The 13,635-nt window shown below is 66.1% G+C and carries 14 protein-coding genes; 9 read left to right on the top strand and 5 right to left on the bottom strand.

Annotated features, from left to right (window positions below; all coding sequences use genetic code 11):
• The first annotated feature begins 218 nt into the window (after window positions 1-218).
• The 9 genes from ccmA to ccmI are packed head-to-tail and all read left to right on the top strand — an operon-like array spanning window position 219 to window position 7,429.
• A complete protein-coding gene (gene ccmA / locus GQB00_RS12995) occupies window positions 219-863 on the top strand; it encodes a cytochrome c biogenesis heme-transporting ATPase CcmA (protein WP_165856660.1) in 645 nt (214 codons plus the stop codon).
• A 5-nt stretch (window positions 864-868) separates the two neighbouring features.
• A complete protein-coding gene (ccmB, locus tag GQB00_RS12990) occupies window positions 869-1,588 on the top strand; it encodes a heme exporter protein CcmB (protein WP_165857084.1) in 720 nt (239 codons plus the stop codon).
• A gap of 15 nt (window positions 1,589-1,603) precedes the next feature.
• Window positions 1,604-2,344, top strand: a complete 741-nt coding sequence (gene ccmC, locus GQB00_RS12985; RefSeq protein ID WP_165856659.1) for a heme ABC transporter permease CcmC — start codon at window positions 1,604-1,606, stop codon at window positions 2,342-2,344.
• 11 nt (window positions 2,345-2,355) lie between these two features.
• A complete protein-coding gene (gene ccmD, locus GQB00_RS12980) occupies window positions 2,356-2,604 on the top strand; it encodes a heme exporter protein CcmD (protein ID WP_165856658.1) in 249 nt (82 codons plus the stop codon).
• Window positions 2,604-3,077 (top strand): cytochrome c maturation protein CcmE, encoded by a 474-nt coding sequence (ccmE, locus tag GQB00_RS12975; protein ID WP_165856657.1) that lies wholly within the window; start codon window positions 2,604-2,606, stop codon window positions 3,075-3,077. The genes ccmD and ccmE overlap by 1 nt, the downstream gene beginning before the upstream one ends.
• A gap of 18 nt (window positions 3,078-3,095) precedes the next feature.
• Window positions 3,096-5,099 carry a heme lyase CcmF/NrfE family subunit gene (locus GQB00_RS12970; protein ID WP_165856656.1) on the top strand — a complete coding sequence of 668 codons (2,004 nt, stop codon included), beginning with the start codon at window positions 3,096-3,098 and terminating at the stop codon, window positions 5,097-5,099.
• Window positions 5,096-5,632: a DsbE family thiol:disulfide interchange protein gene (locus GQB00_RS12965; RefSeq protein ID WP_165856655.1), complete on the top strand. Its 537-nt coding sequence runs from the start codon at window positions 5,096-5,098 to the stop codon at window positions 5,630-5,632. Before GQB00_RS12970 ends, GQB00_RS12965 begins: the two co-directional genes overlap by 4 nt.
• On the top strand, window positions 5,633-6,133 hold the full coding sequence (locus GQB00_RS12960; protein ID WP_165856654.1) for a cytochrome c-type biogenesis protein: 501 nt from the start codon (window positions 5,633-5,635) through the stop codon (window positions 6,131-6,133).
• Window positions 6,134-6,178: 45 nt separating this feature from the next.
• The gene (gene ccmI / locus GQB00_RS12955) at window positions 6,179-7,429 is read left to right on the top strand and encodes a c-type cytochrome biogenesis protein CcmI (RefSeq protein WP_165856653.1); all 1,251 of its coding nucleotides are present in this window, start codon (window positions 6,179-6,181) and stop codon (window positions 7,427-7,429) included.
• Between the two features lie 165 nt (window positions 7,430-7,594).
• Here the strand turns inward: ccmI and GQB00_RS12950 are convergent, their stop codons facing one another.
• From GQB00_RS12950 to GQB00_RS12930, 5 genes are read right to left on the bottom strand one after another with little or no spacing between them, the layout of a single operon-like run.
• Window positions 7,595-9,361, bottom strand: coding sequence for a BatD family protein (locus GQB00_RS12950; protein ID WP_165856652.1), 1,767 nt, complete (start codon window positions 9,359-9,361; stop codon window positions 7,595-7,597).
• Complete coding sequence (locus tag GQB00_RS12945; RefSeq protein WP_165856651.1) at window positions 9,355-11,190, bottom strand: vWA domain-containing protein; 1,836 nt, start codon at window positions 11,188-11,190, stop codon at window positions 9,355-9,357. The genes GQB00_RS12950 and GQB00_RS12945 overlap by 7 nt, the downstream gene beginning before the upstream one ends.
• Entirely contained in the window at window positions 11,183-12,190 is a 1,008-nt protein-coding gene (locus GQB00_RS12940) for a VWA domain-containing protein (protein ID WP_165856650.1), read from the bottom strand. Before GQB00_RS12940 ends, GQB00_RS12945 begins: the two co-directional genes overlap by 8 nt.
• Window positions 12,184-12,678 (bottom strand): DUF4381 domain-containing protein, encoded by a 495-nt coding sequence (locus tag GQB00_RS12935; RefSeq protein ID WP_228276809.1) that lies wholly within the window; start codon window positions 12,676-12,678, stop codon window positions 12,184-12,186. Before GQB00_RS12935 ends, GQB00_RS12940 begins: the two co-directional genes overlap by 7 nt.
• A gap of 12 nt (window positions 12,679-12,690) precedes the next feature.
• A complete protein-coding gene (locus tag GQB00_RS12930) occupies window positions 12,691-13,635 on the bottom strand; it encodes a DUF58 domain-containing protein (protein ID WP_111497683.1) in 945 nt (314 codons plus the stop codon).

Here is a 13,635-nt window from a genome sequence, read left to right as displayed (position 1 = left end):
CTTATCGGCTGTTTCTGATTGATTTTGAAGCACCCATACATTGAACAGTGCGAGGCGACCGGCGGCGGCTGATCGACCTCAAAGCACGAAAAAAGAACGGTGGTCGCGCGGACGGTCGGCCTTTTTCCGCCAGGGCAGTGTTCGAACGTGCATCCGTTGACGCATGAGGACACCGCACGCGGGCTGGCATCGATTCCTCACGCCGACCTGGGCTCCTGATGGCTTTACCTTTCCTGACAGCAACCGGCCTCGCCTGCGAGCGCGATGAACGCCTCCTGTTCAGCGGCCTCGACCTGGCGATCGCACCGGGCCAGATGGTGCGCATTGCCGGGCCCAACGGCGCCGGCAAAACCACCCTGTTGCGAATCCTGGCGGGGTTGCACGCCGGTTTCGACGGCGAGATCCACTGGTGCGGCGAGCCGCGGCACCGGGTTCGCGAGCACTTCCTGCGCAACCTGCTCTACATCGGACACCGCCCCGGCATCAAACCGCTGCTCACACCGCTGGAGAACCTGCGAGCCCAGACCGCCGCCGAACCGGACATCGGCGCCGAGCAACGTGAGCAGGCACTGGACGCGGTGGGTCTGTTCGCTTTCAGTCACGTGCCCTGTCACCATCTTTCCGCCGGGCAGCAGCGTCGGGTGGCGCTGGCGCGACTGTACCTGTCCAACGCTCCCCTGTGGATTCTGGACGAGGCCTTTACCGCGATCGACCGTGACGGCGTCGCCGGCCTGGAAAAACTGCTTGCCAGGCGCGCCGCCGCCGGTGGCGCTATCGTATTGACCACCCATCACGAGCCGGACCTGGCCGACATGCTCACCCTGGACCTGCGGGACTATGCCGGCGAAGAGGTGCTGTCGTGACGGCCATGCAACGACTGCCCAGGCTGGCGCCGTCCCAGGCCGGCGTTCCGGTGCTGCCGGCCTGCCTGGCGTTGATCCGCCGTGACCTGCTGGCCAGCCTGCGCCAGCGGCAGGACCTGTTCAACCCGCTGCTTTTCTTCCTGATGGTGGTGTCGCTGTTTCCCCTGGGCGTGAGTCCCGAGCGCAGCTTCCTGCAGGAGGCCGGCGGCGGCATCCTCTGGGTGGCGGCGTTGCTGGCGACGCTGCTGTCGCTGGATCACCTGTTCCGGCATGACTTCGAGGAGGGCGTGCTGGAACAGATGCTGTTGCAGCCCCAGCCCCTCTACCTGCTGGTGCTGGCCAAGGTGTTCGCTCACTGGCTGGTCACCGGGCTGCCGTTGCTCCTGATGGCGCCGCTGCTGGGCCTGATGCTGCAACTGGACGGGAACTCGATCGGCGTGCTTTGTCTAACCCTGCTGGTCGGCACACCCGTGCTCAGCTTCGTCGGGGCCATCGGCGCGGCACTGACCCTGGGCCTGCGATCGGCCGGAATACTCCTGTCGCTGTTGATCATCCCCCTTTACATTCCCGTGCTGATCTTCGGAACCGGTGCCGTGATGGCGGCACGCGACGGGATGCCGGTGGCCCCGCACCTGGCCTTGCTGGGCGCGATGCTGGTGCTGGCCCTGACCTGCGCGCCTTTCGCCACGGCGGCGGCGCTGCGAATCAGTGTTTCTAACGGTTGAGCGGAGGCGTCATCGATGTGGCAGTGGTTTCATAAGCTCGGGTCGCCCAAATGGTTTTACTGCATCGCCGGGCGTCTGATGCCGTGGTTCCTGGTGAGCGGGCTGGCGTTGATGGTGACCGGTATCGTGTGGGGGCTGGGGTTTGCACCGGCGGATTACCTGCAGGGCAACAGCTACCGCATCATTTTTATTCACGTGCCGACCGCCTTCCTGGCCCAGGCCGCCTACGTCATGATGGCGGTGGCCGCGCTGGTCACGCTGGTGTGGCGTATGAAACTGGCGGACGTGTTCGTCAGGGCGGTGGCGCCGGTGGGGGCCGTTATCACCTTCCTGGCGCTGTTTACCGGCGCTGTCTGGGGCAAGCCCACCTGGGGCACCTGGTGGATCTGGGACGCCCGCCTGACGTCCATGCTGATCCTGCTGTTCCTGTATTTCGGTGTGATCGCCCTGGGCAACGCCATCGCCGATGAGAAATCGTCTGCGCGGGCGGTCGCGGTGCTGGTGCTGGTGGGCGTGGTGAACATTCCCATCATCAAGTATTCGGTGGAATGGTGGAACACGCTGCACCAGCCGGCCACCCTGAAACTGACCGAGAAACCCAGCATGCCGCCGGAAATGTGGGTGCCGCTGGTGTTGTCCATCCTGGGCCTGTACCTGCTGTTCGGCTGGCTGGCCTGCTACCGGATGAAAACCGAGATTCTGTTCCGCGAGCGCCGGTCGCGCTGGGTACAGGCTCTGGTGCAGAACGACGTGTGAGGTAGGAGACGATGGCGTTTGATTCCTGGCAGGCATTCTGGAGCATGGGCGGGCACGGCCCTTACGTGTGGACATGCTATGGCGTGTTCCTGCTGGCTCTGGTGGTGCTGGTGTCGGCCTCAGTGGGCCAGCGGCGGCGGGCCATTCAGCGCCTGCTCTGGCAACAGCGTTTGGCCCGGCGTCAGGGGCCTGGCAAAGATCTGAGCCCTGCCGATAGAGAGAACGGTGTAAATCGTGGATCCGAGAAGAGTACTGCCTGATGCATCCTGTCCGTAAACGACGCCTGACCATTGTGGTGTTCCTGCTGGTTGGCCTGGGCGTGGCGGTGGGGCTGACCACCTACGCGTTCCGCCAGAACATCAACCTGTTCTACGACCCCAGCCAGATTGCCGCCGGCGAGGCGCCGGTCGATGTCAGTATCCGGGCCGGCGGTATGGTGGAGAAGGGCAGTGTGCAGCGGGACCCGGACAGTCTGCGGGTCCGTTTCCGGGTCACGGATTTCCAGTCCTCCGTGCCCATGGAGTACACCGGTATCCTGCCGGATCTGTTCGGCGAGGAGCAGGGCGTGGTGGCTACCGGCCGCATGCGCGACGATGGCGTGTTTGTCGCCGACGAGGTGCTGGCCAAGCACGACGAGAATTACATGCCCCCGGAAGTCGCCCGCTCCATGAAAGAGAAGGGGGGTGACCGGGTCACGGTGGAGTCCCCGGACACCGCCGATGGCGTTAACTGATCGCGATTGGAGAGGTTAATGGTTCCCGAGTTTGGACATTTCGCCCTGATTCTGGCGTTGATGCTCTCGCTGTTGCTGGCGGTGGTGCCGATGGTGGGTTCGCTCACCGGGCGCGCGTCCCTGCAGACGTTTGCGCGTCCGTTGGCCAGCGGTCAGTTCGTCTTTGTGGCCATCGCCTTTGCGGCACTGACCTACGCCTTTGTCACCGACGATTTCTCCGTGGCTTATGTGGCCAACAACAGCAACAGCCTGCTGCCCTGGTACTTCAAGTTCAGTGCCGTGTGGGGCAGTCACGAGGGCTCGCTGCTGCTGTGGATCCTGATCCTTACCGGCTGGACGGTCGCCGTCGCGGCCTTCAGCCGTCGCTTGCCCAGTGACCTGGTGGCCCAGGTGCTGTCGATCATGGGCATCGTCAGCGTTGCCTTCCTGCTGTTTATCCTGCTGACGTCGAATCCGTTCGAGCGCCTGTTGCCGAACGTGCCGGCGGACGGCGCCGACCTCAATCCGCTGCTGCAGGACTTTGGCCTGGTGGTGCACCCGCCCATGCTGTACATGGGCTACGTGGGCTTCTCGGTGGCTTTCGCCTTCTCCATCGCCGCGCTGATCAACGGCCGGATGGACGCCGCCTGGGCGCGCTGGTCGAGGCCCTGGACCACCGTCGCCTGGTGCTTCCTGTCCATCGGCATCGCCCTGGGCAGCTGGTGGGCCTATTACGAACTGGGCTGGGGCGGCTGGTGGTTCTGGGATCCGGTGGAAAACGCCTCGCTGCTGCCATGGCTGGCCGGCACCGCGCTGATGCACTCGCTGGCAGTGACGGAAAAACGCGGTGTGTTCAAGAGCTGGACCGTGTTGCTGGCCATTATTACGTTTGCGCTGAGTCTGCTGGGGGCCTTCCTGGTGCGCTCCGGTGTGCTCACATCGGTCCACGCCTTTGCGTCGGACCCGGCCCGCGGCCAGTTCCTGATCGGACTGCTGGCGGTCACCGTCATCGGCTCGCTGACCCTCTACGCGTTCCGGGCGCCGGTGGTCCACAGCCGGGTACGCTACGGTTCCCTGTCGCGGGAGATCTTCCTGCTGCTCAACAACGTTCTGCTGATGGCGGCGATGCTGCTGGTGCTGGTCGGTACCCTGTATCCGCTGGTGCTAGACTACCTGGGCGCCGGGACCCTGTCGGTGGGTAAACCCTTCTTCGACCTGACCTTCAGTCCGGTGGCCATTGCCGTGGCCTTGTTGCTGGGCGCGGGAATCTTCTCTCGCTGGAAGAAAACCGACGGCGGGTGGCTGGGGCGTCAGTTGCTGTGGCCGGCGGCGGTGAGTCTGCTGCTGGCGGTGATCGTGCCGCTCTGGCTGGGTGGGCTGGAGCCCTGGGCCTTCGCCGGCTGCTTTGCCGCCGCCTGGGTGGCGGTGGCGACCCTGCGCGACCTGTGGAGCCGCGCGGCATCCCGCAAGGGGCGCGTGCACGGCCTGAGGCGACTGACCCGCAGCTACTACGGCATGGTGCTCGGGCATCTGGGCATGGCCATTATCCTGGCCGGCGCAACGGTGGTGACCAACTACGGCGTCGAGCGGGACGTGCGCATGGAGCCCGGCGACACCCTGACCATGGGGAACCTGGTGTACCGCTTCGACAGCCTGTCCCATCACGAAGGTCCCAACTACAGCGCCGAGCGCGGGCGCTTCGAGATTACCCGCGACGGTGACCCGGTCGCGACGCTGTACCCGGAGAAGCGGATGTACAAGGTCCAGCGCAACGTCATGACCGAGGCCGGCATCGACGCCGGCCTGTTCCGTGACTTGTTCGTGGCCCTGGGCGAGCCGGTGGGCGAGCGGGCCTGGGCCGTGCGCGTCCAGTACAAGCCGCTGGTGCGCTGGGTCTGGCTGGGGGCGATTTTCATGGCCCTCGGCGGTGCCCTGGCCATAGCCGACCGGCGTTACCGGATTCCGGTCAAGCGGCCATCGAAAGCGGCGGCGCCGGACGCCCACAAGCCCGTTACCGAGAATCCCGCGGAGAGTGCATCGTGAAGCGTCTGTTGCTGTTCATCCCGTTACTCCTGGCGGTAGCCCTCGGGGTGGTGCTGTTCTCCGGCATTGGCAAGGACAACAGCACCCTGGCGTCCGCTCTGATCGGCAAGCCGGTGCCAGCGTTTGACCTGGCGTCCCTGCAGGATCCGGGTACCCGCTACCAGGGTGATGTGTTCCGTGAGGGGGTGGTCCTGCTCAATGTGTGGGGCACCTGGTGCCCGTCCTGCCGGGTGGAGCATCCGGAGCTGGTCCGGCTGGCACGGGAGGAGGGCGTGACCATCCTCGGTCTGAACTACAAGGACAACCGGGACGCGGCCATCGACTGGCTGCAGAAACTCGGCAACCCTTACGAGCGGATCCTGTTCGATCCCCAGGGCAAGTTCGGCTTCGACCTGGGCGTCTATGGCGCGCCGGAAACCTACGTCATCGACGGCGACGGTATCGTGCGTTACCGCCATGTGGGCGTGGTGGACGACAAGGTCTGGCGCGAAGAGTTGAAGCCGTTGGTCGACCAGTATCGGAAGGAGGGTTGAGTGCGCGCGCTGTTGCTCCTGAGTCTTATCGGCTGCCTGGTGGGCTTCTCGGCCGCCGCCCAGGCAGCCGATGACACCTATCCGCTGGACTCCGCCCAGGATCGCCAGCGTTTCGAAAACCTGACCCGCGAACTGCGCTGCCCCAAGTGCCAGAACCAGAGCATCGCCGATTCCAACGCGCCGATCGCTTCGGACATGCGCGCCGAGGTGCACCGGCTGGTGCAGGCCGGCGAGAGCAACGAGGCCATCATGGAGGCCATGACCGGCCGCTTCGGCGAATTTGTCCGCTATCGGCCCGAATTCGAACCGCGCACGGTGCTGCTCTGGCTGACGCCGTTGATCGTGGTGTTGATCGGTCTGCTGGCGGTGTTCCTGGTGGTGCGCCGGTCACGTTCGGCAGGCCCGGGACGCGACTCGCCGATCAGCGAGCAGGAGCGGGCGCGTCTGGACGCCTGGCTGGACGAAGACAGTGACACCGACTCGCCGCGTCAGCCGCGTTAGCGATTCCGGCCTGATGGATACTCTTTACGACATGGTTCCAACCCTATGACAATGCCTTTCTGGCTGACCCTGGCGGCCCTGATCGGGCTGGCCCTGGTGTTCGTGCTCTACCCTCTGTTTTTTCACCGACCGGATCGTGACGACGTCAACGATATCCGCCACCAGAACCTGATGGCCTACCGCTCCCGCCTGGCGGAGCTTGAAGCCGAAAGGGACGCCGGCGTGCTGGACGATGAGACCTATCGCCAGATGAAGGACGAACTGTCCGGCAGTGTCGTGGACGATGTGGGCCGTTCCGGTAGTCAGCGAGTGGGCCGCCTGGACGGCCGCAAGTCGGCGCTGGCGGTGACGCTGGTGGCCGTGATAGCGGTGCCGGCGGTGTCCCTGTGGCTGTACGACGACTGGGGCGGCATTGAACAGCTGGAGCAGTACCGGACCATGCGCGCCATGGAGCAGGTGGACCAGGCTGGCAGCCAGGAAATGGCCGCCCTGGCCGAGCAGTTGCGGGCCCGCCTGCTGGAACAGCCGGACAACCTGGAAGGCTGGGCCATGCTCGGGCGCACCTACATGAATCTGGAGCAGTATGACAACGCCGCCTGGGCCTATCAGCAGCTGGCCGGGCAGGTGGAGAGCGCCACCCGGCAGGCGGCCACCGCCTGGGGCCTGGTGGCCCAGGCGCGTTATTTCCAAAGCCAGGGGGCGATGAATGAATCGGTGACGGCTGCCATCGACAAGGCCCGCGAGCGTAACCCGGATGAAGTCAACGCCCTGGGGCTGCTGGGCATCAATGCGTTCGAGGCCCAGAACTATCGCCAGGCGATCGAGTATTGGGAGCGCATCATGGACGTGGCTCCGGATCACCCGCAGCTGCCGTCGATCCGCCAGGGTGTGGCGGAAGCCTACCGACGGCTGGGTGAGCCGGTGCCGGCCGGGGTGATGCCCGTGCAATTGAAAGTTCAGGTGTCGCTGGCCGAGTCCCTGCGTGATCAGGTGACGCCGGATACGGCGCTGTTTGTGTTCGCCCAGAACGCGGACGGTCCCAAGGTGCCGCTGGCGGTGGCGCGTTTATCCGCCGCCCGGTTGCCGGTGACCCTGACCCTCGACGACAGCATGGCGATGATGCCGGGCAATACACTGTCTTCGGCCGCCGAAGTGACCGTTTCCGCCCGTCTGTCGCCGTCCGGCGAGGCGGTTCCCCAAAGCGGTGACTGGCAAGGCGCCAGCGAACAGGCGATCGTGCTGGACAGCTACGACGGGCAGACGGTGCCGGTGGTCATCGACCAGCGGATTCCGTAATCGGCCGGAATGGCATGTCCAAAGCGCGGTGCGCCCTTCGGGAGCGCCTGGACGCTTTGATAGCGGTGTTGCGGCAGCTCGATTTGGAAACACCAAACCGTCGCTACCGCGCCTGCTCTCAAAGCGCAGGCGCTCAGTAGATCAGCGAATTAACCAGACGGGATACTAGCTGCCGGCCCGGGACGCTTTCAGACCAGCGGGGTAGAGCGGTGCCAGGGCGTCCTTCTCCGGTCGGGCGGCGTGACTTTCCCGCAGGACTTCCAGGCGTTGCTGCAGCGCTTTCGAGTGCCATTCCCCGGTGCTCTGGTGATCGCTGTAAAGGCGTTCCTGCAATTTCTCCAGCTCTTCCCCCAATACCTCGTCCTGACTGAAACGAACCACATCCGCGGCACTGCGCAGATGCTGGCTGGCGAAGCGCCGGCGAGCCCAGCGCGGCAGCAGGCTCAGGGTTTGCGCGCTGCCTGCACCGGCGGCGCTTTGCAGGTCGGCGAACAGCGCCGCCTCGGCCGCATCCGGCTGGGTGTCGACGGGCACGGTGCCTGTGTCCCGGCGCCGATTCAGCCACCAGAACAACAGGGTCAGCACCCAGCCGGTGCCCAGCGCCAGGGCCAGCCAGAACCAGGTGCGGTCAACGCCGGCGGTTACCGGTGGCGAGGGGGCGTTGTCGCTGGCCTCGTCGGCGGGCGCGCTGGCCGGTGCTGAGGTCTGCGCCGCGGTTTCCGGCGCCGGCGGTTGGCTCGGCACCTGGCCGGACGCGTTGGCGATGCTCAGCGTGCGGGCGGGAATCACCGCCACCCGCTGGCGGTCGTTCACCGTGTCCCACCAGGGCACGCGGATCTCCGGCAGGGTGATCTCGCCGGGTTTGATGGCCACCAGCGCCGTATTCTCGGTACGCGACGAGGTGACGGTGCGATCGTTGACGTCTGAGGTCATTTCCGCCTTGTCCGGATAGCTGCGCAGGCTGTCCGGGTAGTTCACGTCCATCGGTGGCAGCGCCGACCCCAGAAGGCCCAGGGCTTTCATGCGTATGGTCCGGGTCACGCTCTTGCCGGCTTCCAGCTGCTGGCTGGGACCGCTCCACTGGTCTTCCAGTTCGAGGCTGGTGGCGGGCAGCCAGGTGTCGCCGGTGAACTGGGCGGGAATGTCCTTGACGGGGATGTCTACCGGATTCGCCCGGTCGCGCAGGAAGTTGAGCTGGCCGCGGTCGTCCCGGGCCTGGCCGTTGAAGGTGATGCCGTCGATCGTCAGGTTGCCGGGTGTCTGCGGATAGATCACGTAGCGCCGCTCCACCACGCGGTAGCGCACGTTATTGCGGATACGGGCGTATTCCTGCTGCTCGCCCATGGTTTCGATGATGGCGTCGCCGTGGTCGGGCTGGCTCAGGTCGCCACGGATCAGGTTACCGCGATAGAACAGGCGCACGGTCAGTACCAGTTGCTCCTGCACGTAGACGCTGTCCTTGTCGGTTTCCACTTCCACGAAGGCGGGCGGGGCATCACCGTCGGCGGAGGGGGCATCGCCGGGTTTGACGGTGATCGTCACCGGACTGGAGTGGGCGTCGCGAAAGGTGAGGGACGGAATCGTGAGCTGTCCGGTTGTCTTCGGAGCCAGTTCATAGATCCAGGTGATCACCGCCGTGGCGTCGCCGTTGACCGAGCGCAGGCTGTATTTCTGGTGCCGGCTGAGAATCTCGAAGTTCTGCTTGAGGGCGTCTTCGTCCGGCGAGGGCAGATCCGCATCGCCGATGTTGAAGAGCATGTCCAGGTCCATGGAGAAGGGCATCTCGCCCTGGACCCGCATGGTCAGTGTCTGGTTCTCGTGCAGGGTGTCGCGGTCCACGTGGATGTCCAGGGTGCCGGGTGCCGCCCATGCGCCGGACACGAAGCCGGTCAGGAGGATCAGAAGCAGGAGCGATGGGACGCTTCTTACCATGGTGTATCGCCTTCCATTTGTTGCTGGTTGCCGCGCTTACGGTACTGGTAGAGGAATTTGCGCCGCATCAGGCCGGACGGGTCGTCCGGGATGCGGCGCAGCCATTGTTCCTGGCTCTGGCTCAGCTGTGAGCGGTCTTCCGGTTCCGCTTCCCGCGCACTGGCGGACGCCTGTTCGCCGTCACCGGGCGGGCGTTGCCCCGGCGATGAGGGTTGCCGGGCGTCCTGAGCCTGCTGTTCATCGGACGATGCGGCGTCGCCGCTTTCGGACGACGGCTGCTGGCCGTTCTCTCCCTGGGGCTGTCCCTGCTGCCCGGCCTGGTCCGGCTGTTGACCGGGTGACTGGGAGCGGTTGCCCTGGGATGAATCCTGTTGCTGTTGGCCCTGGCCGGATTGGGATTGCCGGCCCTGGCCTTCCTGGTTCTGCTGCTGTTGGTTTTGCTGTTTCCGCTGTTCCTGCTGGCGTTGCTGCTGCTCGAGCAGTTTCTTCACCAAGTCGCGGTTGTATTGGGCATCCGCGTTGTCCGGATTCTGCATCAGGGCCGTGTCGTACGCGTCGAGGGCCGCTTGCAGCTCGCCCTTGCGGGCCAGGGCGTTGCCACGGTTGTAATGGGCATCGGCGCCGTCGCCCTGTTCGAACTGTTCGGCGGCACGGCCGTAATACCCCGAGCGGTAGAGTGCGGAACCTTTCCACTGCGGGTCCTTGAACTTACCGGCCGCCACCGATGGATCCTCGGCGATCAGGGCTTCGCCGCGCTGGTCCGGGCGGGTCCAGAGATCGTTCCAGTCCATCGCCTGGGCCGGCTGGGGCAGCATCGGCAACAGCACCAGCGGGATCAGCAGCAGGGCACCTCGCCGCCACGCCAGCAAGGCCAGCGGTGCGGCGAGCCAGAGCAACCAGTAGCCGTCGTCCTGCCAGCGGTCGACCAGTAGCTGGCGCTGGCTGTCGTGCCAGTCGTCGCTGTCTTCGGTGCGCAGTTCCAGTGAGCGGATGTCACCATCGTCCAGGGTGATGGCGGAACTCCGGCCGCCGGTGGCATCGGCCAGGCTGGCCAGGCGTTCCGGGTTGGCCTTGGCGATCACCACCTGATCGCCGTCGCGGATAAAGCCGCGCTTGGGCAGCGGGATCGGACTGCCTTCGCGGGTGCCCACGACCAGGGTGCTGAGTGTGTAGTTCGTGCCCTGCAGGCTCTCGCGGATCGACTGCACGTCGCCGGGGCGCACCGAGTCCGCCACCAGCAGCACGCGGCCTTCGCCCGGAGCGCCCTGGTCGAGCAGGGTTTCCGCCCGCTCCACACCGAGATCGGCGCGGTTGCCGCTGGCGGGCATCATGAACGGATCGAGCACGCCCAGCAGGCTTTCGATGGTGCGGCCGTCATCGGTCAGTGGGGTGACCACGTGAGCGTCGCCGGCGTAGACCACCAGGGCGGTAAAGCTGCCCTTGCGTTGTTCCAGGATGTCGCGGATCTTGCGTTTGGCCTGGGTCAGACGGTCCGGGTCCACGTCCTGCGCCAGCATCGACAGGGACAGGTCGAGCACGATCACCAGACTGTCGTTCTGCTGCATCAGTGGCGTGGGCGCCTGGCGCCAGCTGGGGCCGGCGAGGGCGATAGCGCAGACGATGACCAGCGCGCCCAGGGTCAGCCCCGGCCGACGCTGACGGCTCTGTTGTTCGACGGCTTCGCCCAGAAGCGGACGCAGCAGGGCATCGGGAATGATCCGCGCCCAGCCGCTCTGGCCCTGGTTACGGTGGCGCAACAGGAAGGGGATCAGCGGCAGCAGGATCAACAGCAGCAGCCACAGCGGCCGCAGGAAATGGAAGTCAGCCATGGCTCACCTCCGGCGTGCGGCGGCGCAGGTGGCTTCCGGCGGTGCCCAGAAGCAACAGGGTGACGGCCAGGCCGGCGGGCCACTGGAACAGGTCGGTGGTGGGCCGGTACTGCTTGCCCTCCAGCTCGATGGGCTCGAGCCGGTCGATGGTGTCGTAGATGGTCTCCAGCTCCGTGGTACTGCGGGCGCGGAAATACTCGCCGCCGGTCTGGCTGGCGATGCGTTTGAGCAGGTCTTCGTCCAGGTCCCGCGAGGGGTTGATCTTGCGGGTGCCGAGGAAGCCTCGCTGGATCATGGCTTCGGCGCCCATGCCGATGGTGTAGATGCGCACACCGGCCGCTGCGGCGATCTCGGCGGCCTTATCCGGGCTGACCTCGCCGGCGGTGTTGGCGCCGTCGGTGAGCAGTATCAGGACGCGCTGGTCCTGGGGCCGGTCGCGCAGGCGTTTGACCGCCAGGCCGATGGCGTCGCCAATGGCGGTAGCCCGGCCGGCCATGCCCAACCGGGCTTCCTGCAACAGGGTGCGGATGGTCTCGTGGTCGAACGACAGCGGCGCCTGGATGTAAGGCTGGGTGCCGAACAACAGCAGGCCGAGACGGTCGCCCTCGCGGCGTTTGATGAATTCGTCCAGCACGGATTTGACCGCCGTCAGCCGGTTCACCTGACGCTGGCCAAGCACCATGTCCTCCTCTTCCATGCTGGGGGAAATGTCCACCGCCAGCAGCAGGTCACGACCGGTGACCGGCAGTTGCACCCCCTCGGCGACGTGTTGTGGACGAGCGACCGCGATCACCAGAAGCACCCAGCTCAGCAACAGCAGCAGCTTCTGCCAGCGCGGCCGGGCATCGCCGCTGCGACTGACGCCGGGCAGGCCGGTGATCCAGTGGCCCACTGGCAGTGTCGGCGCGGACACATCGTCGACGTGGCGTTGGCGGCGTCGCCACCACAGCAGCGGAATCAGGGCCAGCAGCAGGAGCCAGGGGTAGGCCAGGGTCAGCATTTCTGACCTCCCAGCCAGCGGGCGGCCAGGCTGTGCGCGGCTTGCGGATCAATCGCCGGTGACGGTGACCAGGCGGCCTCCACCAGGGCGTTCACAGCCTGAGGGTCCAGCTTCTTCTGCGTGTGGGTCAGGAAGTCACGCCACTGGGCGCCGCTCAGGGCGTGGGGGCGCTGTTCCGGATAGCGCTGGCGGGCGCAGCGTTTGAGCAGGGCATTGAGTTCGGTGAACCAGGCGGGGCTGGCTTCGGCCCGGGCGCCCAGTTGATCCAGTTCGGCCCGGGCGGCGCGCAGCCAGCGGTTGCGCTGATGGCGACGCCAGAGCCAGAACACCAGCGCGCCCACCAGCACCAGGATGAGCGCGGCGACGATCCACCAGCCCGGTGCCGGGGGCCAGAAACCGCCGGGCTCCGGCAGGTGGATATCGCGCAACTGGGCCAGGGGATCGCCCGAATTCATGGGATTGGATGTTGCCTGTGTCATGGGTTTCATCGAGAACTGCTGTCAGCCTATTCGTCCCCGCGGACCCAGCACCTGCTTGAGGGCCTGGGCCGGTGGTTGTCCGGTGTAGATGGGCGTTGCGCTGACGCCGGCGAGGCTGAAACAGCGCTCCACCTGGTATTCGTGTTCGGCCACCTTGGCCTCGAACGCGCGCCGGAAAGCGGTGTCACCGGCGTCGAACCAGAGCGGACCGTCCGGCCCGGCCACCGCGAAACGACCGCGTTCCGGCAGCGCCTGTTCCAGCGGGTCGATCACCCGCAGTGCGGTCACCGTGTTGTGGCGCGCCAGTTGGGCAATCAGCCCCGGGGTGTCGGCACTCAGGTTGATGAAGTCGCTGATCAGGAATACCCGGCTGCCGGTATGGGCGATACGCCGCGCCTCGCGCAGGGCCTCGTCCAGTTTACCCGGTTTGCCCAGATGGCTGGAGCCGTCCGACGACGGGGCGTGGTCGTCCTGGCGCTTGACCAGGCTGTCGAGCAGCTTGAGCACGGAGCGTCGGCGCCGGGCCGGTCGCAGTACGTCACACTGGTGATCGGAAAAGACGATGCCGCCCACCTGATCGCCGGCCTGTAAACCCAGCCAGGCGACCAGTCCGGCCGCCTGGGCCGCACGCACGCGTTTAAAGGCGCCTTCGCTGCCGAAATAGAGGGAGTCGCCCAGGTCGCAGATGATCAGCAGCGGGCGCTCCCGTTCTTCTTCGTAAAGCTTGGTGTGGGGTGACTGCCGGCGCGCGGTGACGCGCCAGTCGATGCTGCGGATATCGTCGCCGGGCTGGTACAGCCGTACCTCCGAAAACACCATACCGCGGCCTTTCTGGCGCGAGCGGTTCACGCCCGCCTTGCGCACCGCCACCGGGCGGGTGCCGGGCATACGCAGGGCACGGGCGTCGGCCTGCAGCCGGATCAGCTCGGGCAGATCAATGCGGATCAGTGGAGACGCGTCGGCCAT

The organism is Marinobacter sp. JSM 1782161 (assembly GCF_011421605.1).
Classification (GTDB): domain Bacteria; phylum Pseudomonadota; class Gammaproteobacteria; order Pseudomonadales; family Oleiphilaceae; genus Marinobacter_A; species Marinobacter_A bohaiensis.
This window is presented reverse-complemented; position numbering and strand designations above follow the sequence as displayed.

Coding starts and splice junctions, on each gene's coding strand:
- ccmA (WP_165856660.1), top strand. CDS start 219: ATGGCTTTACCTTTCCTGACAGCAACCGGCCTCGCCTGCGAGCGCGAT.
- ccmB (WP_165857084.1), top strand. CDS start 869: ATGCAACGACTGCCCAGGCTGGCGCCGTCCCAGGCCGGCGTTCCGGTG.
- ccmC (WP_165856659.1), top strand. CDS start 1,604: ATGTGGCAGTGGTTTCATAAGCTCGGGTCGCCCAAATGGTTTTACTGC.
- ccmD (WP_165856658.1), top strand. CDS start 2,356: ATGGCGTTTGATTCCTGGCAGGCATTCTGGAGCATGGGCGGGCACGGC.
- ccmE (WP_165856657.1), top strand. CDS start 2,604: ATGCATCCTGTCCGTAAACGACGCCTGACCATTGTGGTGTTCCTGCTG.
- GQB00_RS12970 (WP_165856656.1), top strand. CDS start 3,096: ATGGTTCCCGAGTTTGGACATTTCGCCCTGATTCTGGCGTTGATGCTC.
- ccmI (WP_165856653.1), top strand. CDS start 6,179: ATGACAATGCCTTTCTGGCTGACCCTGGCGGCCCTGATCGGGCTGGCC.
- GQB00_RS12950 (WP_165856652.1), bottom strand. CDS start 9,361: ATGGTAAGAAGCGTCCCATCGCTCCTGCTTCTGATCCTCCTGACCGGC.
- GQB00_RS12945 (WP_165856651.1), bottom strand. CDS start 11,190: ATGGCTGACTTCCATTTCCTGCGGCCGCTGTGGCTGCTGCTGTTGATC.
- GQB00_RS12940 (WP_165856650.1), bottom strand. CDS start 12,190: ATGCTGACCCTGGCCTACCCCTGGCTCCTGCTGCTGGCCCTGATTCCG.
- GQB00_RS12935 (WP_228276809.1), bottom strand. CDS start 12,678: ATGAAACCCATGACACAGGCAACATCCAATCCCATGAATTCGGGCGAT.
- GQB00_RS12930 (WP_111497683.1), bottom strand. CDS start 13,635: ATGGCCGACGCGTCTCCACTGATCCGCATTGATCTGCCCGAGCTGATC.